The organism is Halomonas sp. DP4Y7-1, from assembly GCF_019800705.1.
In the GTDB taxonomy this organism is placed as follows: domain Bacteria; phylum Pseudomonadota; class Gammaproteobacteria; order Pseudomonadales; family Halomonadaceae; genus Halomonas; species Halomonas litopenaei_A.
On the sequence record NZ_JAHVKS010000009.1, the window covers coordinates 138,537 to 163,773 of the forward strand.

Below are 25,237 nucleotides of genomic sequence, written 5' to 3' on the forward strand. Positions count from 1 at the left end.
TCTTCTTATGGGGAGGCCGTTGGCCCCGCGCGGTCGCGTCATTACCAGCGGCGGAAAATGAGCGACGTGTTGATGCCACCGAAGGCAAAGTTGTTGCTCATCACGTATTCACACTGCATATGCCTGCCCTCGCCACACAGGTAGTCGAGCTCAGCACAGGCGGGGTCCGGATTCTCGAGATTGAGGGTGGGATGGAACCAGCCGTCGCGCATCATCTCGATGGCGACCCATGCCTCCAGTGCGCCGCAGGCCCCCAGGGTGTGACCGGTGAAGCTCTTGAAGGCGCTGATCGGCTGGTGCTTGCCGAACACTGCCTGAGTCGCCTTGCTTTCGGCGACATCACCGCGATCGGTCGCGGTGCCATGTGCGCTGACGTAGCCGATATGGGAGGGGTCAAGCGCTGCATCGGCAAGCGCACCGCGAATAGCGCCTTCCATCATGCTGGCATCCGGTTGGGTAACATGGCGACCGTCGCTGTTGGTGCCAAAACCGACCACCTCAGCGTAGATATGGGCGCCACGAGCCAGGGCGTGTTCCAGGTCCTCAAGGATAAGGCTGCCGGCGCCCTCGCCGATGACCAGACCGTCGCGATCGCGGTCAAAGGGCCTCGGTGTTGCCTGCGGCGAATCGTTGCGGGTGCTGGTGGCGAACAGGGTGTCGAACACCGCGGCTTCCGATGCGGAAAGTTCTTCGCAGCCACCTGCGATCATCGCCTTCTGGCGGCCGAAACGAATCGCTTCGTAGGCGTAGCCGATACCCTGGCTGCCCGAGGTGCAGGCGCTGGAGGTGGTATGAATGCGCCCGCGTACGCCGAGAAAGACCCCGATATTGACCGGCGCGGTGTGGGCCATCATGCGAATGTAGGAGTTGGCGTTGAGGCCGTCTGTGGACTTGTTGATCAGCATGTTGCCGAAATCGGCAACGGCATCTGGCTCACCGGCTGATGCGCCATAGGCGATTCCCATTTCGCCACTACCCAGCAACGGGCTGTCAGCAAGCCCCGCATCCTCCAGTGCCAGCTCGCTGGCGCGAGTGGCCATACGGGCCCCGCGTCCCATGCTGCGCAGGGCCTTGCGATGATAGTGCGCAGGCAAGTCGAAGGTTTCCACCGGGGCACCCAGGCGGGTGTTGAGACCTTCATAGACGGCCCACTCGGGCAGATGACGGATGCCGTTTTCGCCGCGCAGCAGGCGTGCCTTGATGGTTTCCCAATCGTTGCCGACTGGCGAGAAGCCGGCCATGCCGGTCACTGCCACGCGACGCCCCAGGCCGTCGGCGCGATGTCCGTGATGATGCATCAGCATAGTCCTCCGTTGACGCCGATCACCTGGCGAGTGATATAGCCTGCGTCCTCGGAGCACAGGAAGCTCACGGCGGCAGCCACCTCTTCGACTCGCCCAGTTCGGCGCATCGGTATCGCCTTCATTGCCTCGTCACTTGCCAGGTCTTCTGTCATGTCAGTGTCGATCAATCCAGGTGCCACCGCATTGACCGTGATCCTGCGCTTGGCCAGTTCGACGGCCAGCGCTTTCACTGCGCCAATCAGCCCGGCCTTGGCCGCGCTGTAGTTGACCTGCCCGCGGTTGCCCATGACCCCGGAGACCGAGGACATGACCACAATACGGCCAGGCTTGCGCCGACGTATCATCGGCATGCTGATCGGTTTGACCACGTTGTAGAAGCCGTTGAGGCCAGTGTCGATGACGCTGTCCCAGTCATTGTCGGTCAGTGCCGGAAAGGCGCCATCGGCCGTGATGCCAGCGTTCAGTACCACGCCGTAGTAGGCACCATGGGTCTCCATGTCATGTTCCAGCGCCGCCCGAGTGGCCGCGCGGTCGGTCACGTCGAAGCACAGTACCCGTGCCTGTCGGCCCTGGCGGCGGATGAGCTCGGCGACGTCTTCGGCGGCATCTTGGCGGCTGCGGCAATGAACCACGATATCGAAACCATCCCGGGCAAGTCGCAGAGCGATGGCGCGGCCGATGCCCCGGCTGGAACCGGTGACGAGCAGGGTATCGGTCATGGCGTGGCGTCCTCGAACATGGCTGACAGGGCGTCGGCGCTGTCGGGCTGAAAGACATTCAGGGTGGCGCTGGCCAGCGTCAGGCCAGTGGCCCCGCTGAGTTCGCCGCGAAAGGCACCTAGCCCATTGTCGGCGCGATAGTCGAGCACGATCTTGACGGTGATCGGGAGATCGAAGCAGAAGTGCTCGACGTCGCAATGGTAGTGTCGGGAGCCCAGCAGGAAGCCGATACGCGGCGTGTCTCCGTGTTGTCTTGCGGCCTGGCCGGACCAGGCCGCAATCGCTTGGGCCAGCCACTCCAGGCCCACCCAGCCAGGAATACCCTGGTCGTCGGCAAAAGGATCGTGATGCCGTGGAGTGACGCTGGCCACCAGGTGCTCCTCGCCGATCTCCACAACCTGGTCGAGCAGACACATGCTGGCCTGGTGAGGCACCAGCTCGGCGATCGGCGGAAAGCGCTCCTCAGCCACGTCAAGGTCAGTGGCCTGCTCGGGAGTGGCCTTCGATGACATGCCGGTAGCCTCGGCACAAGGGGGGAGTGTCATGACGTACGCTCCATCACGAGAGAAATATTGTTGCCGCCAAAGGCGAAGGCGTTGGATAGCGTGCGGCGAACCCGGGTGTGAGCGGATGGCAGTGCCTGGCATAGCGCTAGCTGCGGCAGCGTCGGATCGGCGGCATCCAGGTGAGGCGGGCACCGGTCATGCTGCATGGCGAGCCAGCAGAAGGCCGCTTCGAGAGCGCCGCAAGCGCCCAGGGTGTGGCCGGTCAGGCTCTTGGTCGAGCCACAGGCAACCCCTGCGGGAAAGGCCTGGCTCACGGCGCGGGACTCCATGGCATCGTTCTGTCGGGTCGCGGTGCCATGGAGGTTCAGATAGTCGATGTCGGCCGCTGTGAGGCCTGCCATCTCCAGAGCGGCTTGCATGGCATTCAGGGCTCCCTCACCGTCGGGCCGCGGCGCAGAAATGTGGTGGGCATCGCTGGTCTCCCCGTAGCCACTGAGCTGGATGCCACCCGGCTCGCCGCTGACCAGGAACAGCGCAGCCCCCTCGCCCAGGTTGATGCCGTCACGCTGCTCCGCGAAGGGCTGGCAGGGGTGGTTGCTGACCGCCTCAAGGGCAGAAAATCCGTTTACGGTAAGGCCGCATAAACTGTCGGCGCCACCTGCGATGACGACATCACAAAGCCCCGCCTTGAGCATCCGCCTGGCGCTGGTCAGGGCCTTGGCACTGGAGGTGCAGGCGGTCGAGAGGGTGTAGGCAGTGACGACAGTGACGTTTGGCCGAGCGTTGGCGATACGCCAGGCCAGGAAGTCGGACGGCGCGCCGATCTCGTGGCGAGCGTAGTGAAAGTCTTCAGGCCAGTGGCCCGTTTCAGCGCGCTGTGCGACCGCGCGCTCGGTTTCGCCGATGCCTGAGGTGCTGGTGCCCAGCACGATACCCAGGCGCGCCTGTGGATGTGTCTCCAGATAGGCGTCCAGCAGCGGGATGAGTCGCTCGAAGGCGGCGTCCAGCAAGCGGTTGTTGCGCGAACGGTGGCGCGCTGGCCAGTCGCTATCATCCGGCAGGGGGGACGTCACGGCGCCCAGCCATAGTGGGCGTCCAGGGCTGTGCTCATCACTGAGCACAAGGCCACGGGTGCCGCTGAACAGCCGCGAGGCAATGGTCTCAAGATCATCCCCTAGCGGGCAGACCAGTGCCGGCGCATGGAGTCGGCAGAATGTCTGCGTGGGTGTCACGTCGAGGGGCATGGTAAATCAGTCGCTGCACGGTGGTTGATTGTTGTGTCGGGAGTTCGGGTAGCGGGAGCCGGTGAGGATCCCAGCCTCGAGACACTAAGCCAGTAGTTGGCCTCGATATCATGAATCACATGGCAGGCTGGCGTCATCTTGACGCCAACGACCAACTGATCTCGAAAATAGATGCTGCGTGCATTGTCCTGCTGAACCAGCGACCAGTCACTACCTGCAAAGGCCTCGTGCAGTCGCTGTTGCGGCCACAGGCTAAAGCTCAGGCGACTGGCCAGCCAGTCGGCGCTGAACGGCGGGGTAAAGACGGCTCCTGGTGCAAAGCGCGCCCCTTCGGCGTCCTGCGTCAGGGTCAACAGTCGCTGGCCTTGCAGGCTAAGCAGGGCCAGCTGCAACTGCCGATGATCATGGCGTAGTACCCCGATAAGCTCTCGACGCTCACCCTGATGCACGAACGTCAGTCGCTGGGTCTGAGCGCTGACCGGTTCCAGACCGTCGAGACTCGGCATGGGCGCTATGCCGGGGCCCTGCGCGCAGCCGCCCAGCAGTGATAGCAGTCCCAGGGCAGCAACAAGACCCAAGCGTCCCAGCGCCGCGCGCAGTCTCTTTCGCTCGGCGAAGGGGGGCCGCTTGCTCGGGCAACAGGCTTGCCTTGCGCGGGGTGTGGGTACGATCGTCAGGCTCACGGTATCGCCGCCTCGCTGTCCAGCTTGCAGCGTTCGGCAAGACTCGTGAGGCGTCGGCGACTGGCGGCCACGAAGGGGTTGTCAGTATCCCACGCGTAACCGGCCAGGACCGAGGCAATCATCTGGCGGACCCGGGGCTGCTGGTCGGGATGGAAGATGACGCGAGGCAAGCGGCCGTCGTACCAGGCGTCGACGAACTCGCGGAAGGTGGCCACCCCCTGGCGCAAGGGGTGTTCAAACTCACGCTGCCAGTCGATCGTCTCGCCCTCCAGCTGGCGTGCGACAAGGGGCGCCGCGCGCAGGGCGGAGTCCAGGGCGATGGTGACACCGGAAGAAAACACCGGGTCGAGAAACTCCCCCGCGTTGCCAAGAATGGCAAAGCCCGGACCGTGCAGGCGGCGAATGTCGGCGGAGTAGCCGCTGATTCGCTGGACCTCGCGTGTGGCGGTTGCTGCCTTGAGCAGCCGCGCGTAGCGGGGCTCCTGTGCCAGCATCGACCACAGTCGCTGCTCGTCGTTGTCACCTGCCTGTGCAAGCTGTTCAGGACTTGCGACGACGCCCACCGATGCGCGTCCATCACGAAACGGTATCAGCCAGTACCAGACTCCAGCGTGTTCGGGGTGAACGCCAATCAGGATCTTCTCACGGTCGTGGAGCGCCGGATCAATATGGTCCTCGACATGGGTAAACAAGGCGCAGCGTGGGGGGAGGTCGGATGGGCGATCCAGCGCCTCGAGACGTGCCAGCACACGGCCATAGCCGCTGGCATCGAGCACAAAGCGGGCATCCACGTCGAAAGATTGACCGCTGTCGTCGACGCAGCTCAGCCGTGGCCTGATCGCATCCGCGTGAAAGCCAGTGACGCTGACACCGAAGTCAACCCGGGCCCCTGCGGCTTGGGCACCCTCGATCAGGCGCCGGTCGAAGTCTTCCCGCGGCACTTGCCAGGTAGTGCCAGGCCCTTGACTGAACTTGTCCCGGAAGTCGATGGCGGCATAGTCCTCACCACGACAGAAGGCGGCACCATTCTTGGCTTGATAGGCACCCGCCTTGGCGGCGTCGAGCAGACCGCAGCGGTCCAGGTGAACCATGCACTGGGGCAGCAGGCTCTCGCCGATCACGAAACGCGGAAAATGGGTGCGCTCCAGCACCCTGACCGAATAGCCCTTGCGAGCCAGCCAGGCGGCCGCTGCCGCACCGGAGGGTCCAGCACCGATGATGGCGATGTCGGTTTCAGGTCGTTCTTCCATGGGATGCGTTCTCCGGTTCGTGGGCGTCGCCTCCTGCGACACCATGATGAAAGGCATCGTCGGCGCGTGCTCTTGCGCCTCGGGCCAAGGGGACCAGGCACCAGGCGGCGATCAGTCCAATCAGGCAGGTCTGCCCGAGAAAATGCAGGGCTGGCGTTGCACTGAATGCCAGCAAGCCAAAGGCCAGGAGACTCGAGGCGCAGGACAGGCTGATGGCTAACCAGGCGCCAGGATCCTCTCGGTGTTCAGTGCTGAAGATTCCCGCATCCAGCCCGATCCCGAGCACCAGCAGTAGTCCCAGCAGGTGGAACAGCGTCAGCGGTGTCTGGTGCAGCGCAAAGATTCCCAGGGTGATCAACACTGCGCCCACGGGGGGCAGCAGGGCGCGCCAGACGTTGCGGCGATAGCGTACGCCGAACACCAGTATCAGCAGCGCCAGCGCCACTGCCAGCCAGCGCACCAGCTCGGCGCTGAGCAAGGCGAGCTGCTGCGAGAGTGCGGCGACACGGTCGCGGTAGATCACGTCCTCTGCCTCGGCGAGCTGGTGCAGAGCGGTAGTCGCACTGGCGTCGACATCACCCAGCATGATCAGCGCGGCGGGTGAGTCGAGACCGTCGAGCCAGAGCGCACGGTCGGCTTCTCCGGCGGAAGTTGCCAGCCAGGCGCTGGGCGTCAGGATGGGCACGTCGTCCAGGCGTTGGCGTACTCGATCCTGGAGCGCGCCCGGTAATCCGGCCGCGGTCAGCAGTTCTGGCAAGGCCTCGGCATAGCGCTCTTGCACCTGGGCCAGGGCGTTGTCCTGAGCGCTAGCCGGGGGCACTGTCTGGGCAAGATGGCGGAAAGACGACAGGTGGCCCTGCCGCTGCAGCCTGGCGAGCGGTTCGCTGAGTTGGTCCAGGCGCGTCAGCAGTGCGTCGGTCGAGGTGGCGGTGACGAGCAGATAGCGGAAGCTGGCGGGACGCTCAAGCAGAGCTTGTACGCGCTGCTGCTCGTTGATCAACGCTGCCGGTGACGGGTTGAGCTGTCGCAGGTCATGACTGGTGCTGCCCCTGGTCAGCGCTAGTGCGGCGGCAGCTGCCAGCAGCAGCACCAGCAATAGATACTTCCAGCGGGAGTGGGTACGCGGGCGCCACCGGTCAAGTCGCAGGGCGATGGCCGCGGTGGCCGGATGCGGCTGGACCGGGACACAGGGGAGCCACAGGCGCACGCTCAGCCAGGCGCCGATGAGTCCCAAGGCGGTGAAGGTGGCCATCTGGCGCAGGCCCGGCAACGGGGTGGCCAGTTGTACCAGATAAGCGCATAGGCTGGAGCCCAGGCCCAGCGCGAGTCCTGGCCAGAGCTGGCGTAACGGACGCTGAGGGTTGAGCTGGCGGGCGCACTGCAGGTGCAAGGCGTAGTCGACGGAAAGCCCGATCAGGCTGGCACCGAAGGCCAGGGTGATCAGGTTGAGTGTATCGAAGATCAGCCAGGTCAGGGCGCTGGCAAAGAGCAGTCCGGTGGCCACCGGCAGCAGCAGCAGGGCAATCGCTCGGGGCCGCCGAAAGACCAGTGCCAGCAGCGCCAGGATGCCGAGCAGCGAACCGAGGCCGATGGTCGCGATCTCCTGACTGGCCTGCTGGGCGCCGGCGGCGGCGTGAAACACCAGACCCGCTCGCAGGATGGTCAGCTCGGGGTGTGCCTGGTGAGCACCTTCGAGCACTGCAGCCAGGCGGTGCTGTAGATCCATGGCGTAGGGGCTGTCCGTCAAGGTACCACTGATCAGGCTCCATTCGGCCTGGTCGGTGATCACCACCGGGCCTCCGGGGCGCCAGCTGACCGGGCCCTGGAAGCGGGACTGCAGCCAGGCGTCGAGCAAGCCGAATGGGTCCTGCGCCAGATTGGCGTCGAGGCCTGGAGTGAAGAGCCGCGTGAGGCCGCGCTGACGCCACGCTTCGGCGTCAGCATCGGCCAGGGCGTCAGTCAGCAGTCGATAGCGGTAGGCTGACAGGCTTTGGTCGGGCCTTGGTGGCGATTGGCTATCGAGGGTCGCGACGATGCCGCTATCCGTCAGTGCGTGGCGAAGCTGCTCGACAGCCGTCGCCTGCGCCGCCGGCGACGAGCCGTTCACCAGCAGCACGAAACGTCGCTCGAAGATGGTGGAGAGACGCTGGTCGGCCGCACTGATCAGCTGTCCTTGCGGTGAATCAGGCAGCAGTGCGGTAATGCGCGTATCCAGCGCTCCCCCTCGCAGTACCTGCAGCGCCAGCAGGATGACGCAGGCCAGCAGGACCAGTCCCCAGCCCCTGCGCAGCAGTGCGGCGGCGCTGAGGCCCCGGGAAGGGGCGCGCGAAGTGCTCATGCTCCGGGTGCTCGCGGCGGGCAGGGTAGCGGCGACAGGGCCAGGCTGAGGCGGTCTCCGTCGGTGAAGCGGACGACCAGTGAGGACACCAGCTCGTCGCCCTTCAGCGCTATGGACTCAAGGCGCTCCGCGATGGCGGCGTCCTTGGGTGACAAGGTGGCCTGCCAGGCGTCGAGGCGCCCGGACAGCGTCACGCTGAAGTGTTGCTCCAGGGCTGTCCAGTTGCCGTCGAAAAGGCCTGTCAGGACGGGCAGCAGGGCCTTCATGCCCGTCGCCAGGTCCGGGTTTTCGGCAGATAGCACCAGCCTGTCCTGAATCGGTGTCAGTGTCTGCCAGACCAGCCCCGTTGACTGGCGACGGAAATAACCGGTGCTCGGTAGCTCCGTCTCAAGATCCGCCATCCAACGCCGCTGATCAAAGCTGACGCAGGCGGGTGGGTCCTGGCTCAAATGGCGGCTGAGCTGCGTCAGGTCGGGTGGCGCAGCGATCGCGCTGGCGCTGGTTGCGAGCATCAGCACCGTCAGCCGGGACGTCGCTTTAGCCCACGCTATGCCAGCCAGGAACCTGCCACCATGGGGTTCGGCCTGGGTCTTTCGGTTCATGACTGTGCCTCTTGCCAGGCAAGGATCCGCTCGCTCAGAACGGGCGGTGACGCCAGGCGCATTTCGCCATCGCCAAGCCCTACCGCGACCTGCACTGACCAGGCTCGGGTCAGGCGTTTGGCGGTCTCGGCGCAGCGAATGGTGTAGTCGATCTTGAGACGATGTTCCCACTCGCTGAGTCGAGCCTCGACGTTCAGGTGTTGACCGAAGCGTGCCGGGGCGGCGTAGCGCAGCCTCAGATCGATGATGGGCCAGGCGAAGCCGGACGCCTTCATCTGCGGGTAGTTGTAGTCGATGGCGTCGAGCAGACGGCAGCGGGCAATCTCGAGATAGCGCACATAGTGCCCGTGCCAGGCGACCTCCATCATGTCGACGTCGTGGAACGGGACCTCAAGGGCCACACTGGCCCTGGGCAGGGGGCGAGCATCAGGCGTCATACAGGCTCCAATGGCGGCGGCGTATCAGCGTACACAGATGGTTGAGGTCGGTGTCCAGGGCGCGGTCCTCCTCCAGCGGTGCGATATCACGGCGCAGTTCATCCAGGAAAGCCGACAGCCGCTCCGGGATGGCGCTGGTGTTGCCAACACGACTGCGTAGCTCGACTCCCTGTGCTGCTGCATGCAGGGTCGCAGCGGCGACCTGTTCCACCAGGGTCAGGATGCGCAGTGCATCCCGGGCAGCGATGGTGCCCATGCTGACCTTGTCCTGGTTGTGGCACTCGGTGGAGCGTGAAAAGACGCTGGCGGGCATGGTCAGCTTGAGCGCTTCAGCGGTCCAGGCCGAGGCACCTATCTGTACGGCCTTGTAGCCATGATTGAGGGCCAGCCTTGAGGCGCTGGCGCCGCTCAGGTTGCTCGGCAGACCGTGGTTGTAGCGGCTGTCCACCAGCAGGGCCAGCTGGCGATCAAGAAGGTCGGCAAGGTTAGCGGTGGCCTGCTTCAGGCTGTCCATGACAAAGGCCACGTGGCCACCGTAGAAATGCCCCCCGTGCATGACCTTTCCTACACTGGCGTCGACAAGCGGGTTGTCGTTGGCGCTGTTCAATTCATTGGTCAGAAACTGGCGCCACCAGGGCAGGGCATCCTCGACCACGCCGATCACATGGGGCGCGCAGCGGGTCGAGTAGCGATCCTGCAGGCGCGGTGAGTTTCGTGGTGTGCGCGGTGCATGTAGATCCAGGCGCAGCCTTGCGGCCACCTCCTGCTGGCCTGGGTGCGGCTTGGCCGCGAACAGGTCGGCGTCGAAGTGATAGGGATTGCCGTCCAGCGCCTGGACCGATAACGCGGTAATGCGTGTCGAGAGTTGCGCCAGATAGGCGCAACGGGCGAAGGCCAGGCACCCCAGTGCGGTCATGACCGCCGTGCCATTCATCAGCGCGAGGCCTTCCTTGGGCTTGAGCCGATAAGGGGCCAGTCCACGCTCGGCAAGGGCCTCGGCGGCGGGACGCTGGACGCCGTTGTCGATGACCTCGCGCTCGCCGCACAGTACCGCCGCCAAGTAAGACAGCGGTGTCAGGTCGCCGCTGGCGCCGACGGAGCCCTCCTCGGGGATCAGCGGAAGCACATCATGTTCCAGCAACCATGAGAGGCGCTCCAGCAGCTCGACACTGACCCCCGACACGCCCTGGCAAAGGGATACCAGTCGCACCAGTACCACGGCCCTGGCCGCCTCGGCATCGAGTGTCTGGCCCATGCCGCAGCCATGAAAGGTATATAGCTGGCGCGGCAAGTCATCGATGTCGTCGTGGGCCACCGGCCGGGTGCAGGCGTCGCCGTAGCCGGTGGTGACGCCGTAGACCACACCGTCTTCTTCCAGCAGTTGCGCGAGAAAACGCTGTCCACGCTCGATGCGGGCGCGAAATTCAGGGCACGGCGACAGCACGATGCCACGGCGGCGCTGAGCGACGGCGAGAACATCTTCCAGCGTCAGGGCTGCGCCATCCAGGACCAAGGGGGCAGTCGACTCAGCGGGGTGGGACATGGTCATTGGTCTCGTCGGCAGTCCAGAAAGGGAAAAAGTTGAACCATTGCAACGGATGGCGTTGGACGCGCCAGGCCAGGTCGCTGCAGTGGCGCTGCATGGCGGCAGAAATCCAGGCGGCACGCTCTCGACGTCCCACCTGGCTGGCATCGTCGAGCAGATCGAAATCGACCAGGAAACCGTCGCTCTGGCGCACGCAGGCTAGCCGGTAGACCCGGCAGCGGAGCAGGCTGGCGAGCAGGAAGGGGCCTTCCGGGAAAGGCGCCTTGGCATCGAGAAAGTCGAGCTCACGGGTACGCCCCTGGCGGGGCGGAACACGGTCGGCTGCGATGACCACAAAGCCCCCTGCACGGATACGTGCATCCAGACGCTGAGCGCTGGACGGCGAAATCTCGTTGACCTCAAGGATCTCGGGTCGGCGTCGTCCGGTGGCGCGCTCCAGCAGCGCATTGAACTTGCGGGCGTTGGGCGTGTGCATGATGACGATCAGGTCCAGCGCCGGATGGCATTCGCTCAAGGCGTTGACGATATCGAGATTGCCGTGGTGAGCGACCACAATGAGCCCGCCCTGTCCTTCATCGACTGCTTTGGTGAAGTGGCTGACGCCGGCCCCCGAGAGCCTTGACGGAGGATACTCGCCGTTCCAGGCGGCGACCTTGTCCATGAGCGAGCGGCCAAAGCACAGGAAATGCCGAACACTGCGTGCCCGCAGTCGCACAGGGTGTCCTGCCAAGGGGGGATCAAGGCGTGAGAGATAGTCCTGGGAGGCTCGCCTGGCCGTGCGGTGCGTCAGGTAGTACCACAGGATGACCGGCCACAGCACGAGCTGAAAGGGCCAGTCGCCGAAGCGTCTGAGCCACACCATGAACAGCATTCCGCCCAGGGTGCCGCGCTCGCCAATGGTGGCCCAGTGGCGCTGGCGCTTGAGGCCGAGGCTCATGGCTGCCTCCAATGACGTCGCAGCAGGCGTGGCAGGCGTGGCCACATGGCCAAGAACAGTCGGGCGTGCATCAGACTGATCTGGGTGTTGTCACGCCATACCGCGAAGTGGCTGACGCCCTGCTCGGGATAGTGCACCCGCACGGGTAGATTGGCGAGCTCGCCTCCTGCCCAGTACCAGCGTACGAGTACCTCGGTATCGAAGGTCATGCGATTGCCGCAAGGGTGGCGGCGCAACAGCGAGTTGACCTGTGTGACCGGGTAGAGACGGACCCCGCACATGGAGTCACGAATGTGGCGTGACAGGGTGTTGATCCAGACCCACACATGGGTGGCGTAACGGCCGTAGCGACGAGCCTTGGGCACGCTTTCGTCATAGCAGGCGTATCCTGCCAGCAGTCGGCGAGGCGACTGGTACATGGCATCGAGGAAGGCAGGGATATCCGCCGGGTGATGCTGGCCGTCGGCATCGACTTGCAATGCGTGGGTATAGCCCAGACGCTCGGCTTCGATGAGGCCGCTGCGCACCGCCGCGCCCTTGCCACGATTGTCGGCATGGGTCACCAGCGTGTGGCCCAGGGACGCCAGGCGCTCGAGCTCGCGGCGACATCCTGCGTCACAACCGTCATCTACCAGAATGATCGGCAGCTCGTGGCGGGCGAGTCGCTCTACCACTCCGGCGACGGTGTCCGGGTGGTTGTAGACCGGTATCAGGGCGCAGGGGCGAAGCTCACTCATCCCGAGCCTCCAGGCGAACCCTGCCTGAGGCGTGGCGCCCCTGTGCCGAGTCGTAGGTAAAGCCGATACCGTCGGCGCGACGTTGGAGGCTGAGCGTCAGGCGCTGGCCGGGGCGCACGACCTTCTGGAACTTGAGGCGGTCCACGCCGCGAAACCGGCCCAGGTCGGAAAATACCTCACGGCCATGCTGAATAGCCCATTGCACCAGCACCACTCCAGGCACCAGGGGAAAGCCTTCGAAGTGGCCTTCCAGATAGCGCAGTCGCTCCGGTACCTCAAGGGTCAGATGCCATTGTGTATCCTGGCCTTGAGCCCCCAGCCAGCGGGACTGACGGTCATCAGTGAGGTCGTCGAAGAAGCGGCGCAGGGCGACTTGATCATGCTTGCCTTGAGGATTGAGCGGTAGCGCCTCGACGAAGCGCCAGTAGCGGGGCATGGCCGATGGTTCGAGCGCTGCGCCAAGGTGTTCACGCAATGATGCGATCAAGCGCCGGCGTGGTTCATGCTCCTGTGGCAGGGCGTCGCCAGCCATGGCGACCACCACACCAAGGCGGCCATCGCGCAGGTCGAGGTCCACGCACCGAGCATCATCAACGTGCTGAAGCTCGCACAAGCGCTGTTCCAGTGCCGTCAGCGAGATGCGCTTGCCGCCGACCTTGGCCAGCCGGTCGCGACGTCCCAGCAGGCGGAAGCCCTCGCCGTCACGTTCGACGCGGTCGGCTTGTTCCCACCATTGGTCAGGGTGGGGGAGAAAGGGTGAGCGCAGACGAAGGGTGCTGTCATCGAGATCCAGCTCGATGCCGGGAAGTGGCCGCCAGGCGTCCTGTCGCGACTGCTGGCGATAGGCGATGCCGCCGGTCTCGGTGCTGCCGTAGATCTCGATGACCGGGGCGTTCAGCAGCTGCTCGCAGCGCATGGCGTCCGTAAGCGCCAGGGGGGCGCCAGAGCTGAAGACGTCGGTGATGCGCTGGTGCTCCAGGGCCAGGTGCTGGGGCAGCCGCGATAGCTGAGCGGGACTGGTGACCAAGCGGTTGGTCAGTCCGATATGTGAGGACTCGCTCGCTCGCTGGGCCATCACCTCGGGATAGCGACTGTCATTGCCACAGAAGGGGACGTTGTGACAGAGCGGCGACAGGATACCGGTCAACAAGCCATAGATATGCTGATGGCTTACCTGGCTGATCACGGCGCGACCGGTCAGGGGCCATAGGCTGGCATGACGGCTTAGTTCCTCGTCCAGTTGACGGAAGGACTTCGCCACAAGGCTGGGCTGCCCCGTCGAGCCGGAGGTACATAGCACCACCGCTTCACCCTCGAGGGGAAGGCCGGCGTCGGGGGACGATAGCGCCACGCGCGAGGTCGCTGCAGTGTTGTCCTGGGTGCCCGCCACGGTGGGTGTAGCGGTAGGTGCAGAGGGTATGCGGCCAACCACCAGAGGCAACAGGCGTTCCAGGGTCGCTGGTCGATCATCGCCAGGCAGCAGGGCGCTTTGCCCACTTTCCCACAATGCCAGCAGAGCGGCGGTGAAGGTACCAGGGTCCGTGGCGAACAACAGCCAGCGTCCTTTCGGCCTTGGCTCAAGCCAGGTTCGCCATGCATCGATGGAAGGTCCAAGCGTCTGCGCGTGACACCAGGCGTCCGTCAGCGCGCCATTGCTCTGCACGGGCTGTCGCCAAGGGCGTTGCGTCAGGCCGAGATAATCGCTCCCAGCGCGGGTAGAAAAGGGGGTCATGGAGGGGGGCTCCGCAGCCGGCGTCGGCAAAGCCACTCACCGGCAAACATCAGGGCGATCAGGACATAGCTGATGACGCCGTTGTACAGGGTCCAGACGTCCAGGTCTGCATAGGCTGCCGTCCAGGCAGCGATGGTGCCGTTGACCACAAAGAACAGGCACCAGACTTGCGTCACGACTCGGGTATAGCGCACGCCGGCCGGCGGTAGATTCGGCTCCTGCAATCTGGCCAAGCGTTCTACCACAGGCATGCCGCGCCACAGGCTGAGGGCAAAGGTGGCCAGCAGCACTGCATTGACGGCGACGGGGTAGCCACGTACGCCCAGTTCGGCGTCCACGGTCAGCCCCAGGGCCAGCAGCGTCAGGGCGGCGATGGCTGCCAGGCCACGAGCCTGAGGCAGCCGCCAGGCGACCAGTGCACAGCCGGTCAACAGCAGCGGCCAAGGGCCGAGGATCCCAGACAGCCCCCACACCGCGAACGGCCAGGCCAGCGATAGCCCGATCGTCACCGCCTTGGCGGAAACCGTACGCGTACGCAACGCTGACCTCAGCCTCGCATCAGCTGGTCGACGGCGTTGACCACGTCGTCGATGCTGCGCACGGACTTGAACGCTTCGGGGTCGATGCGACGGCCAGTAAACTGCTTCAGCTCGACCACCAGGTCGACGGCGTCAATGCTATCGATATCCAGGTCTTCGTAGAGTCTCGCTTCGGGTGACACCTCGGCAGGTGAGACTTCGAACAGCTCGACCAGGGTGCGTTGAACGTGGGCCAGAATTTGCTCCCGGCTGACAGTGGCTTCAGTCGACACGACGTTCCTCCACCAGCGCTTTCAGCGCGGCAAGACTCGCAAAGTGGCGGCGGGTGTCTTCGGCTTCGGCATCCAGGGTGACGCCGTAGCGCTTCTGCAGGGCCAGGCCGAGCTCCAGCGCGTCGATGGAGTCGAGCCCCAGACCGTCGCCAAACAAGGGCGCTTGTTCGTCAATATCATCCGGAGTGACATCCTCGAGCTCGAGGGTGTCGATAATCATGTGCTTCAAATCAAGCGCTAGCGCGTCGCTTTGGTTCATCGTGAATGCGCTCCAGTTCCCTGTTGAAGTAGTCACTTAGCTCCCGCGTTAGGTGGCGGGCCTGCTGGCTGGTTGGTAGATGTGACGCCCGCTCTGTCGGCAGGTCGTCGAGTACACGCAGGTCCATCTGCACCTTGCGCGGTGGGATGTGGTACCAGGGTTCACCCTTGGTGAGGGTGGTCGGGGAGCACTGGATCAGCACTGGGGTGATCGGGCTGCTGGTGCGTAGAGCGATATTGGCTCCCCCACGGCGAAACTTGATGGGGCGCCCGGGCGTTGTGCGGGTGCCCTCGGGGAACAGGATCAGCGAGTTGCCCTGGGCGAGGCTCTGTCTGGCGGCCTCTAACAGGGCTTCGGGGTCGCGATTGGTGATATAGCCCGCGACATGGATAGGCCCGCGAGTAAATGGGTTGGTGGCGAGCCTGCCTTTGACGATGCAGTCGGCGTTGGGGGTGTAGGCCAGCAGAAAGACGACGTCTATCAACGAGGGGTGATTGGCCACAATCAAATGACCACCTCGGTTGAGCCGTTCGCTTCCCTGCAGGCGGTAGTCGAGGACACCAAGTCCCTTCATCAGTGCAATGAAGGCGCGAAAGACCTGTTGGATCAGCTGGCGGGCGACGCGTTGGCGTTGCTGAGGGTGACGCACACCAAGGCGTAACAACGGCGCTACGGCGAGTCCGATGACCAGGCCGCCAACGCCAAAGGCAGCGAACGACAGCAAGGTGCCAAGCCCCCTTCGCCACTGATCCAGCGTCATGCTTCCTCCAGGCGCCAGGCAGAAGCAGCGTCCAGGATGGGTACACGTCCCCCCAGCCAGTCGATCACATCAAGCGGGGTCGGTGCTATGCAGCGTCTACTGGTGACAGGTACCAGTGCTCTGCCATCGTCATGAGATAACCTGAGTCCAACGGCGCAGGCACTGCCTGGATGTGGGGCAAGGCCTGAGTAGTCCTCAGGCAGTTCCCCCTCGCTGAAGACGATGACGACGGCCTCGTAGCCTTCCGCCAGATAGCCCTGCGCTTCCCATAGCAGGGCATTGAATTCGTTACCGCTGGCACCCAACGCCTGAAGGGGGCGGCGATGATGATTGGCGATAGCGTGAACGCCCAAGGTGGCGTTGTGCACCGACATGGAAAACCGGGTGGGGGAAAGGGGGGCGCTATCGGCCAAGGACTTCAACATGGCTAGCGTGAAGTTGGCATCACCATGGCGAGACGCATGAACGAGAGGAAAGCGCGCATCGGGGTCAAGCTTGCTCAAGATGTCGCAGGTTGCGCGCCCGGGGGTGTCGAGTCGGCGTCGCAACATGCTGGGCACTGAGGAACCTGGTTTCTCGGGCGGCAGGAGGCAGGCATTCCTTGCCTGGCTATCACGGCTCGGGGCCCAGCCTAACCATTCACTAAGGCGTAGTTGTTTCATACCTGACATCCGCCTGAGCGAAAAAGTGAAGTTTATCGTTAAAAGGGCGGCTCTCCAAGTAAGCTTAAGTCAAGTATTTCGTCGAAAATAGACGAATAAGCGCGTCTATTTAGAATATTACCGCCACTCGAATGTCGATAATCAGCACATGTTTTATGTCCTAAATGGATAGCCCGGGCTCGGCGGAAGAGACAGACAGAGGGTAACGTCCGCGCGGCTCGGGCCGGCACCAATAGGCTCGACAGGGGGCTTGGGTGTGTCTCAGGGGACCGCCTGCTGAGCGACAGCCTCGCGATAGCGCTCCAGAGTCAGCTGATTGTTGGCGACCCAGTCGCTATCGACCGCCACCTGCATGTGGTCTTTTACATGCACATGGATGGGCGACAACTCATGCTTATCGGAAAAAGCAAACTCCGTTTCGATATCGGTATTCAGCGCAATGGCCCAGAAGCCCGGTTGGAACCAGGACCAGAAACGGGTCACCGCAATATCTACCGTCGTGACATCATCGGCGGGCTGGGCGACAACGTGCCAGCCGGCATCCTCGAAGCCCTCACTGGCGTAGGCGCGAATCAAGTCGGTGACGGATGTGCCTTCTGGTAACTGGACGTCGCCGAGGGCCTTTCCGAAGCCATTTCGCTTGCGTCCAATGGCTCGTGCCTTGCGTTCCGCTGTCGCTGCCGTGGCGCCCTCGAAGCCCAGAGAGGGAATGTCTGCGCTGCGCGGAGCTTCCTCGAAGTGACGCTGGTCGGTGACGTTGCGGATATACAGGCTTGGACCAGGCATCGCGTGGGTGGCGGTGGCGGTGGCGGTGGCGGTGACTGTGGCAGGGTCTGGCGCGGGAATATTCACGGTGCTGCGGCTTGTTGCGCACCCCTGCAAGAGTAAAACGGCCATCGCGGTAGCGATCAGTAGGATTCTTTTCATGCTGTCGTCCCTGCTTATCTTACGTTATGGAGTTGGCTTCTGGCGGTAGCGAGGTACTTGCCGGCAACAGAATATCAGTAATGACTTATTTGAAGTGTGATAGCCGACCCTGTAGCTGATGTAAGGCAACGTAATGCAGGTGTGGGTTTGTAATTGTCTAATTTATGTTAATGTTTTGTATTGGTTTTATCTTCATGAATTTGATGGATTTATTGCCCTGAGTGTTCTCTCGGATCGGCAGGTTGCTTTTCCATCTGTTGAGCGATGCGCGCTGCTTGCCTATAAGGGAACGGACCTGGCTGTGGGGTGGGATACCCCAGCCAAGCGGCCGAGACGTTGTCGCATGAGCGGCGACGGCCGGCATATTTCCCGAGCAAACAATGGAGTGTTTGTCATGGCGAAGAACCCTCATACCACCTCGAATCGCGACCAGGCTCACGACACCGAGCGTGGTACCACTGCCACCAGCAAGTCAGAGAACCTTGAGACCTACCGCAGTGATGCCACTGGCCACGATCTACGGACCAACCAGGGCACAAGGATCGCGGACAACCACAATTCGCTGAAGGCCGGCGAGCGTGGGCCGACCCTGATGGAAGACTTCATCTTTCGCGAGAAGATGAACCACTTTGATCACGAGCGCATCCCCGAGCGTATCGTCCACGCTCGCGGCGCCGCTGCACACGGCTACTTTCAGCCCTATGAGGCGGCAGCCCGCTATTCCAAGGCGGGACTATTCAAGGATCCCGGCAAGAAGACCCCGGTGTTCGTGCGCTTTTCTACCGTGCAGGGGGCGCGGGGCTCCAATGACACCGTGCGTGATGTGCGCGGTTTTGCCACCAAGTTCTACACCGACGAGGGCAACTGGGATCTGGTGGGCAACAACATGCCGGTGTTCTTTATTCAGGACGCGATGAAGTTCCCCGATCTGGTGCATGCGGTAAAGCCTGAGCCTCACAACGAGATTCCCCAGGGCCAGTCCGCCCATGACACTTTCTGGGACTTTGTCTCGCTGATGCCTGAAAGCGCTCACATGGTGCTGTGGACCATGTCAGACCGGGCGTTTCCTCGACACTATCGGTATATGGAAGGCTTTGGCGTTCATACGTTCCGGCTCATTGATCGGAGTGGCAAGGCCCGCTTCGTCAAGTTCCACTGGAAGCCGCTGGCCGGTACCCATTCGTTGATCTGGGACGAGGCGCAGAAGCTCTGGGGGCGTGACCCGGATTTCAATCGCCGCGAGATGTGGGGCGACATCGAGAACGGCGATGTGCTGGAGTGGGAGCTGGGCATACAGGTCGTCGAGGAAGAGGATGAGCATGCCTTCGACTTCGACATTCTTGATCCGACCAAACTGATTCCCGAGGAAGTGGTGCCGGTGACTCCCATTGGCAAGATGGTGCTGGATCGCAATCCAGACAACTATTTTGCCGAGACCGAACAGGTGGCGTTCAATCCCGGCAACGTGGTGCCAGGGATCGACTTCAGCAACGACCCGCTGCTGCAGGGACGTCTGTTCTCCTACCTGGATACCCAGATGCTGCGCCTGGGCGGCCCCAACTTCCACGAGATTCCGATCAACCAGCCGGTGTGCCCCTTCCATAATCATCAGCGTGACGCGCCGCACCGTCAGACCATCAACAAAGGGCAGGTGTCCTACGAGCCCAACTCGATCGACGATGGTTGGCCCCGTGAAACGCCCCCTGCAGATGAACACGGCGGGTACGAGAGCTATCACGAGCGCATCGACGCCCACAAGATCAGGGGACGCAGCGAGTCCTTCGGCGATCACTACTCCCAGGCTCGCCTGTTCTGGCATAGCCAGACGCCGGTTGAGCAAGAGCACATTATTGCGGCCTACGCCTTTGAGCTTTCCAAGGTGGAGCGACCGTGGATCCGGGAACGGGTGATTCGGGAGATTCTGCCCAATATCGATATGACGCTGGCTCGTCGGGTCGGCGAGGTGCACGGCGTGACACCACCGGATCATCCCCCCGCCGCCAAGGAAGAGCTTGGCACGATATCGTTGGATAGTTCGCCTTCGCTGAGCCTGCTGCATCGTGAACAGCCCGACATCCGCTATCGCAAGGTGGCGATTCTGGCCGCCGATGGTGTCGATGGCGAGCAGGTAGAAGCCTTACAGCAGCGTCTGGAGGCTGAAGGCGCTCAAGGGTTGGTCATTGCGCCGTCGATGGCTGCGGTAAAGACCCTGCAAGGAGGCACCCTGACCCCGGATGCCATGCTCAATGGGCTGCCCTCGGTGACCCTGGACGCTGTCGTGGTGGCACCGGGTGAAGATAGCGCCAAGACGCTGGCGGGCTCTGGCCTGGGCCTCTACTACGTGCAGGAGGCCTACAAGCACCTCAAGCCTATCGCCGCTCTCGGTGACGGTGCCAAGGTGCTGCAGGGTGCCGGTATCGAGATACCGGAAGAGGGCGTGTTCTCGGCGGATCGTGTCGACCAGTGCTTTGCCGATTTTCGTGAAGCGATGCGTGGCCACCGGGTGTGGGCCCGCGATGCCAAGGCGAACGATATGCCAGCGTAGCGGACCGCTCCATCGCGGTGCTGGGCCCTGCGGCCAGTAACCTGTCGTAGCCAGTTCTAGCCCCCCAAGCCTTGCTTGGGGGGCTGGGTAGTGGAGGTGGCTTGATCAGCGTGGGGCCAGCGGAGCCGGAGGCGCTGGCGGCACGATCTGCACCATGCCAGACAGGTCAGTAGGGCTAAATAATTTGGCTTAAATGAGCGTCAGCGAACCTGCTGATATCGACTTTTGTCCCCATGCGGGCCGATCGCCTGCACGAGTCCAAGGTAATCTCGCACGCAGTAGTGACGCCCGACGTCTCCGGTGGTGGTGATTTTTTCGACGTTGGCGTTTTTTGCAGCTTTTTCCCGCCTTTGAATCCCTCTTTGTCCCACTATGTGGTCTTGGTGATGACTATTTGACCGTGCATGACGGCTTGCCTTGAATGGAGTGAATTCGGGGAGGAGCCATGGACGAGTTGACCTACCAGCGAGACAGGCCGGTTGTGCGGTCTGGGACTCAGACGCTTAGTCGAGGGCTTGAGGTCCTCCAGTACGTCGCGCGTGGCATATCGACCCCCAAGGCGCTGGCGCAGACGATGCAGCTTCCACGCAGCACGATCGCCCGGACCTTGGCCAGTCTGGTCAGGGAAGGCTATTTGCACAAGGTGCCTTACAGGGGGTACTTCCTGGGAGCGAGGCTGATCGAGCTGGGAGAGCGGGCAGCTGAGCAGCAGCCTCTGGTGGATATCGCCAGGCCCTTCCTGGAGGCCTTGGCCAATGATACCCGTGACACCGTTCACTTCGGTGTCCTTGACGGTAGTGACGTGCTCTATCTGTGCAAGTTGGCAGGCAAGCGTAGCCTGGAGATGCGTTCGCGCAGCGGAGGTCGCATGCCCGCTCTTGCCACGGCAATGGGCAAGGCCATGCTGGCGTCGCGCGACCCTGCTTCCTGGCCGTCCTACCACGCCTCACGGCAGCGCCATCATTCTCCGGCAGACGATGCTCCTCCGGTAAAGACCTTTGCCGAACTCCACCGAGACCTGATCGAGAGCGATGAACGTGGCTGGAGCTACGACTGGGAGGAGAACGAGTACGGCATCCGCTGCGTGTCGGCGGCGGTGATGAACCATGCCGGCCTGTCCATCGCCGCGGTGAGCGTGACCAGCGTCATCAGCTTCATGCCCGAGCAGCGAATGCGTGCACTAGGCGGTCAGGTGAAAAGGACAGCAGATGCCATTGCTCGAGCGTTGTCCTGTCGAGCGTGATCCGTAGGGCCTGGTCTGCCGGGCTGGGTCTTGTGGGCTTGGTCTGCTGAGCATGGTCTGCTGAGCACAGCCCCATGGAGTTTTAGGACAAGGGTGCGACAGGAACAGTGAACAGGAGAGGGTGATGGAAGCATTGGTTTATACCGGGCCCGAGAAGGTGGAAGTTCAACAGGTCGCCTTGCCTGTTCCCTGCGACACCAAGGTAAAGGTGCGAATGCTGCTATGTGGTATCTGTGGCACCGACATCGGGATCTATTCTGGCAAGCACCCACGCGCCAAGGCGCCGTTGATACTAGGGCATGAGTTCGTAGGCCGGGTCGAAGAATGTCCCGAACACTCGCGCTTTGTTCCCGGCGATCGTGTCGTGGCCTACCCCTTGCTGTCGTGTGGTGACTGTCACCCCTGTCGTCACGGCACGCCACATGTCTGCGCCAATCTCAGGCTGATCGGCATCGACCGTGATGGAGGGCTGACTGACCATCTATGGCTCGATGATGAGGTGCTGTTCAGGGTGCCCGAGACGCTCCCGGATCAGATTGCGGCGCTGGTCGAACCATTGGCGGTGGTCGTGCGCACCCTTCACCAAGCACGCTTCACTCTGGGGCAGACAGCGGTGGTGATGGGGGCTGGCCCCATCGGTTTACTGACTGCTGTGGTGCTGCGTCACGCTGGGGCGTCGCGCATCCTTGTCTCGGACATTGACTCATCTCGCCTCGAGCTGTGTCGACGCATGGGCTTCGACGCGGTCGATGCCAGCATCGAGAGTCTGCAGCAGCGTATCCTGCAGGTCAGTGGAGGGGATGGCGTGGACGTGGTCTTCGAATGTTCCGGGGTGGCCAGCTCTGCCCTGGAGATGACCGCTCTGGCCCGGGTCGGAGGAACGCTCTGTCTCACCGCTACCCATAAGACGCCGCCACCGGTATCGCTGATCGACGTCAACTTCAAGGAGCTGACATTGGTCGGTTCTCGAGTCTACACCCTGGCGGAATTCGCCAGTGCCGTGGAGCTGGCTGAGGCGTTGGCCGACACCCTGGCGCCGGTGATCACCCAGGTCGTTCCTCTATCAGGCTCGGCGAGCATCTTTGACATGATCGCTGATCCCGCCATCCATACCGTCAAACTGCTGGTGGACTGTCAATCATGACGCTATTTGATCTTGCAGGTCATAGAGCCTTGGTAACCGGGGGCTCTCGAGGGCTTGGCTACAGCATGGCAGATGCCCTGCTCGATGCGGGCGCCGAGGTGGTGATTATCGGCAGTCATGACGGCGTGCTGTCTTCAGCGCGAGATCTGGCGAGGGGGGCAAGCACCTGTCACGGTGTCGTGGCCGACCTGAGGAGCACCGATGAGCGTCGCCAGGGCTTCGCAGCAGCCATAGAGGCACTGGACGGGCGGCTCGATATTCTGGTGAATGCTGCGGGCATTCAGAGCCGTTATCCCGCTGAAGAATTTCCCTTGGAAGCCTTTGAAGAGGTAATCGACGTCAACCTCACGGCGGTGTTCGAGCTATGTCAGCTTGCGGGGCGGCATATGCTTGATCAGCGGCGTGGAAAAATCATCAACATTGCCTCACTGCTGTCATTTTTCGGCGGCTATACCGTCCCTGCATATGCGGCCAGCAAGGGCGGTGTCATGCAGTTGACCAAGGCACTGGCCAACGAGTGGGCTGGGCGAGGCGTCAACGTCAACGCCATTGCACCAGGTTACATGGCGACCGAGATGAATGCGGCCCTGCTGGCAGATCATGCTCGCAATACCGGGATCACAGAGCGTATTCCCGCGGGAAGATGGGGCGTTGGCGATGACATGAAAGGGCCTCTTTTATTTCTGGCATCCTCCGCTTCCGACTACGTCAATGGCGCCATCTTGCCGGTCGATGGTGGCTACCTTGGACGCTAGAACGAGGAGTGTGCAGATCGCCTTCTCGGACCTTGATCATGCCGATCACCTGGTCGAGAGCGGTATCTTTTCTGCTGCTGGCCTCTCGGCGATGATGTTTCGCTGCCGTAGCGAGATGGAGGTCATTGAGCAGCTTAGCGACGTCGATATCGTACTTAACCAGTACGCCCCTTTTACGCGTCGGGTGTTCGAGGCATTGCCACGTCTGAAGCAAGTCGTCCGTTATGGAGTGGGTGTCAACAATATCGATATAGCAGCTGCCACGCAGGCCGGAGTGCAAGTCTGTCATGTGCCCGACTATGGCATGCACGAGGTGTCCGATCATGCCTTGGCGCTGACGCTAGCCCTGCTGAGAAAGCTGGTGCCAATGCACCATGCTTGCCACCAGGGGCGCTGGGATTATGTCGAAGCGGTCCCGCTGAGACGACTGTCCTTGCTGACCATCGGTGTGATCGGTCTTGGACGGATCGGGCGACTATATGCGCGCAAGATGCAGGCTCTTGGGTGCCACGTGCTGGGCTATGACGCCTACTACCGTCCATGTGCAGAAGATGGAACGGAGCTGATCCAGCGTGCCGAGCTTCCAGAGCTTTACAGTGACGCCGATGTCATTGCCGTTTTCTGCCCATTGACAGCAGATACTCATCACCTGATCAATGCCAGCGCCCTTTCTTCAATGAAGGAAGGGGTCTATCTCATCAACACCTCCCGTGGCGGGATCATTGATGAAGACGCCCTTGCCGATGCGCTGGCATCAGGGCAGGTGGCGGGGGCGGGCATCGACACCACAGAGCATGAACCCCTGCAGCCCTCAAGCCGGTTGTGGTCGAGCCCTCACTGTCTGATTACCCCCCATATGGCCTGGTACTCGGAAGATGCGGCCGCTGAGCTCAAGCGCAAGGTGGCGGAAGAGGCCGTGCGGTTTGCTCGAGGCGAGCCAGTGCTGTGGCCCGTCAATCGTCTGACGACATAGCGGGTGTCATCACGCTGAGTCGTAACAAGCCGCCTGGCGGCATTCTCGGGCCTGACGGGCTCGTACTCTAACGCGAAAGAAGGAAGTGGCGATGTCTAAAGCTTGCAAGCCCCGGTGGGTGAGGTCGGTCGCGATGCTCGGTTCGCTGTTGGCCATGACGCCGGCTATCTCCCAGGCCGAGACGCTACGTATGTCCACGGTCACTTCAGTGTCGGCCAAGGACGCCAGCTATGAGTTGAAGCGCCTGGTAGAAGAGCGAAGCGGTGGTGATCTAGAGGTCACGATCTTTCCTGATAACCAGCTGGGGGATGACCGGGTGGTGGTGGAGAGCACCATCTTTGGTGACATCGATATTGGTTTGTCGTCGACCAGTCCCATGGCCACTCTGTTTCCCGACCTTTATCTCTTTGATGCGCCCTTCCTGTTCCTGTCCAAGGAGGGGACCTATGCCGAGCTCGACGGAGAGGTGGGGGATCAGCTGTTGGCCTCTCTTGAGAGCAAGGGCCTGAAGGGGCTGGCGTTCTGGGAAAACGGGTTTCGTAACTTCACCGACAGTGGAAAGGTGGTGGCGGTACCCGCCGATGTGGAAGGCATGAAGGTACGTACCATGGAGAATGAGGTCCATCTGGCCGCATGGCGCGCCTATGGTGCCAACCCGACACCGATGGCGTTCACGGAACTGTTTACCGCGTTACAGCAGGGCACGGTCGACGCTCAGGAAAATCCGCTGGGAATCATCGACGGTAACCGTTTGCAGGAAGTGCAAGATCATGTGTCGCTGACACAGCATGTCTATACCCCGTATCTCGTGTTCATGAACCTTAATGCCTATAACGCTCTGAGCCAGGACCAGCGTGACGTGCTGGAGGCCGCCATCGATGAGATGACCACCTATCAGCGTCAGCGCTCCGAGGAGCTGGAGGGCGAGATTCTGGCAAGGTTCGATGAGCAAGGCGTGACGGTGACAGAGATTACGAGCGAGCAGAAGGCCCAGTGGCGAGATGCCGCTATGCAGGCCGACATCTATGGACTGGTCAAGCAGAAGATGGACCATCCCCAATATCTCGATCAGGTGTTGGCCCAATAGGCCTGTGCCAGGGCGCCGCGTCATGGCGCCCTTCAG

25 protein-coding genes are annotated in these 25,237 nt (G+C 62.6%); 6 read left to right on the forward strand and 19 right to left on the reverse strand.

All coding sequences use genetic code 11. From position 1 onward, the window contains the following. Positions 1–41: 41 nt before the first annotated feature. The 19 genes from KUV72_RS16485 to KUV72_RS16575 all read right to left on the reverse strand — a co-directional run bounded on the left by KUV72_RS16485 (position 42) and on the right by KUV72_RS16575 (position 17,454). Complete coding sequence (locus tag KUV72_RS16485; RefSeq protein WP_222239115.1) at positions 42–1,298, reverse strand: beta-ketoacyl-ACP synthase; 1,257 nt, start codon at positions 1,296–1,298, stop codon at positions 42–44. Continuing rightward, a complete protein-coding gene (gene fabG / locus KUV72_RS16490) occupies positions 1,298–2,023 on the reverse strand; it encodes a 3-oxoacyl-ACP reductase FabG (RefSeq protein WP_206944036.1) in 726 nt (241 codons plus the stop codon). The genes KUV72_RS16485 and fabG overlap by 1 nt, the downstream gene beginning before the upstream one ends. Continuing rightward, positions 2,020–2,568 (reverse strand): hotdog family protein, encoded by a 549-nt coding sequence (locus KUV72_RS16495; protein ID WP_242520936.1) that lies wholly within the window; start codon positions 2,566–2,568, stop codon positions 2,020–2,022. Before KUV72_RS16495 ends, fabG begins: the two co-directional genes overlap by 4 nt. Continuing rightward, positions 2,565–3,773: a beta-ketoacyl-ACP synthase gene (locus KUV72_RS16500; RefSeq protein WP_222239116.1), complete on the reverse strand. Its 1,209-nt coding sequence runs from the start codon at positions 3,771–3,773 to the stop codon at positions 2,565–2,567. The genes KUV72_RS16495 and KUV72_RS16500 overlap by 4 nt, the downstream gene beginning before the upstream one ends. Further along, the gene (locus KUV72_RS16505; protein WP_315857920.1) at positions 3,758–4,456 is read right to left on the reverse strand and encodes a DUF3261 domain-containing protein; all 699 of its coding nucleotides are present in this window, start codon (positions 4,454–4,456) and stop codon (positions 3,758–3,760) included. The genes KUV72_RS16500 and KUV72_RS16505 overlap by 16 nt, the downstream gene beginning before the upstream one ends. Beyond that, positions 4,453–5,706 carry an NAD(P)/FAD-dependent oxidoreductase gene (locus KUV72_RS16510; protein ID WP_224852147.1) on the reverse strand — a complete coding sequence of 418 codons (1,254 nt, stop codon included), beginning with the start codon at positions 5,704–5,706 and terminating at the stop codon, positions 4,453–4,455. Before KUV72_RS16510 ends, KUV72_RS16505 begins: the two co-directional genes overlap by 4 nt. After that, positions 5,690–8,044, reverse strand: coding sequence for an MMPL family transporter (locus KUV72_RS16515; protein ID WP_222239117.1), 2,355 nt, complete (start codon positions 8,042–8,044; stop codon positions 5,690–5,692). The genes KUV72_RS16510 and KUV72_RS16515 overlap by 17 nt, the downstream gene beginning before the upstream one ends. Then, positions 8,041–8,646, reverse strand: coding sequence for a LolA family protein (locus tag KUV72_RS16520; RefSeq protein ID WP_206944033.1), 606 nt, complete (start codon positions 8,644–8,646; stop codon positions 8,041–8,043). The genes KUV72_RS16515 and KUV72_RS16520 overlap by 4 nt, the downstream gene beginning before the upstream one ends. Then, positions 8,643–9,083 carry an acyl-CoA thioesterase gene (locus KUV72_RS16525; RefSeq protein ID WP_206944032.1) on the reverse strand — a complete coding sequence of 147 codons (441 nt, stop codon included), beginning with the start codon at positions 9,081–9,083 and terminating at the stop codon, positions 8,643–8,645. The genes KUV72_RS16520 and KUV72_RS16525 overlap by 4 nt, the downstream gene beginning before the upstream one ends. Further along, the gene (hutH, locus tag KUV72_RS16530; protein ID WP_206944030.1) at positions 9,073–10,626 is read right to left on the reverse strand and encodes a histidine ammonia-lyase; all 1,554 of its coding nucleotides are present in this window, start codon (positions 10,624–10,626) and stop codon (positions 9,073–9,075) included. Before hutH ends, KUV72_RS16525 begins: the two co-directional genes overlap by 11 nt. Then, the gene (locus KUV72_RS16535; RefSeq protein WP_206944028.1) at positions 10,610–11,566 is read right to left on the reverse strand and encodes a glycosyl transferase; all 957 of its coding nucleotides are present in this window, start codon (positions 11,564–11,566) and stop codon (positions 10,610–10,612) included. The genes hutH and KUV72_RS16535 overlap by 17 nt, the downstream gene beginning before the upstream one ends. Further along, positions 11,563–12,303 (reverse strand): glycosyltransferase family 2 protein, encoded by a 741-nt coding sequence (locus KUV72_RS16540; RefSeq protein WP_206944026.1) that lies wholly within the window; start codon positions 12,301–12,303, stop codon positions 11,563–11,565. The genes KUV72_RS16535 and KUV72_RS16540 overlap by 4 nt, the downstream gene beginning before the upstream one ends. Continuing rightward, positions 12,296–14,035 (reverse strand): AMP-binding protein, encoded by a 1,740-nt coding sequence (locus KUV72_RS16545; RefSeq protein WP_222239118.1) that lies wholly within the window; start codon positions 14,033–14,035, stop codon positions 12,296–12,298. The genes KUV72_RS16540 and KUV72_RS16545 overlap by 8 nt, the downstream gene beginning before the upstream one ends. Next, positions 14,032–14,574 carry a hypothetical protein gene (locus KUV72_RS16550; protein ID WP_242520935.1) on the reverse strand — a complete coding sequence of 181 codons (543 nt, stop codon included), beginning with the start codon at positions 14,572–14,574 and terminating at the stop codon, positions 14,032–14,034. The genes KUV72_RS16545 and KUV72_RS16550 overlap by 4 nt, the downstream gene beginning before the upstream one ends. Positions 14,575–14,582: 8 nt before the next feature. Then, positions 14,583–14,846, reverse strand: a complete 264-nt coding sequence (locus tag KUV72_RS16555) for an acyl carrier protein (RefSeq protein WP_206944023.1) — start codon at positions 14,844–14,846, stop codon at positions 14,583–14,585. Beyond that, entirely contained in the window at positions 14,836–15,105 is a 270-nt protein-coding gene (locus tag KUV72_RS16560; protein WP_206944022.1) for a phosphopantetheine-binding protein, read from the reverse strand. The genes KUV72_RS16555 and KUV72_RS16560 overlap by 11 nt, the downstream gene beginning before the upstream one ends. Continuing rightward, the gene (locus KUV72_RS16565; protein ID WP_206944021.1) at positions 15,077–15,865 is read right to left on the reverse strand and encodes a lysophospholipid acyltransferase family protein; all 789 of its coding nucleotides are present in this window, start codon (positions 15,863–15,865) and stop codon (positions 15,077–15,079) included. Before KUV72_RS16565 ends, KUV72_RS16560 begins: the two co-directional genes overlap by 29 nt. Continuing rightward, positions 15,862–16,536 (reverse strand): beta-ketoacyl synthase chain length factor, encoded by a 675-nt coding sequence (locus tag KUV72_RS16570; RefSeq protein WP_315857921.1) that lies wholly within the window; start codon positions 16,534–16,536, stop codon positions 15,862–15,864. The genes KUV72_RS16565 and KUV72_RS16570 overlap by 4 nt, the downstream gene beginning before the upstream one ends. Positions 16,537–16,788: 252 nt before the next feature. After that, complete coding sequence (locus KUV72_RS16575) at positions 16,789–17,454, reverse strand: hypothetical protein (protein WP_222239120.1); 666 nt, start codon at positions 17,452–17,454, stop codon at positions 16,789–16,791. Positions 17,455–17,848: 394 nt separating this feature from the next. On the opposite strand from KUV72_RS16575, the gene katE reads away from it, so the two are divergent. The 6 genes from katE (at position 17,849) to KUV72_RS16605 (ending at position 25,201) form a co-directional block, all read left to right on the forward strand. Beyond that, positions 17,849–19,999, forward strand: coding sequence for a catalase HPII (gene katE / locus KUV72_RS16580; protein WP_222239121.1), 2,151 nt, complete (start codon positions 17,849–17,851; stop codon positions 19,997–19,999). A 445-nt stretch (positions 20,000–20,444) separates the two neighbouring features. Further along, positions 20,445–21,242 carry an IclR family transcriptional regulator gene (locus tag KUV72_RS16585; protein WP_222239122.1) on the forward strand — a complete coding sequence of 266 codons (798 nt, stop codon included), beginning with the start codon at positions 20,445–20,447 and terminating at the stop codon, positions 21,240–21,242. Positions 21,243–21,366: 124 nt separating this feature from the next. Next, on the forward strand, positions 21,367–22,386 hold the full coding sequence (locus KUV72_RS16590) for a zinc-dependent alcohol dehydrogenase (RefSeq protein WP_222239123.1): 1,020 nt from the start codon (positions 21,367–21,369) through the stop codon (positions 22,384–22,386). Then, on the forward strand, positions 22,383–23,141 hold the full coding sequence (locus KUV72_RS16595; RefSeq protein WP_206944013.1) for an SDR family NAD(P)-dependent oxidoreductase: 759 nt from the start codon (positions 22,383–22,385) through the stop codon (positions 23,139–23,141). Before KUV72_RS16590 ends, KUV72_RS16595 begins: the two co-directional genes overlap by 4 nt. A gap of 10 nt (positions 23,142–23,151) precedes the next feature. After that, positions 23,152–24,114: a C-terminal binding protein gene (locus KUV72_RS16600; RefSeq protein WP_222239124.1), complete on the forward strand. Its 963-nt coding sequence runs from the start codon at positions 23,152–23,154 to the stop codon at positions 24,112–24,114. Positions 24,115–24,205: 91 nt separating this feature from the next. Beyond that, the gene (locus tag KUV72_RS16605) at positions 24,206–25,201 is read left to right on the forward strand and encodes a DctP family TRAP transporter solute-binding subunit (protein WP_206944009.1); all 996 of its coding nucleotides are present in this window, start codon (positions 24,206–24,208) and stop codon (positions 25,199–25,201) included. Positions 25,202–25,237 lie beyond the last annotated feature (36 nt).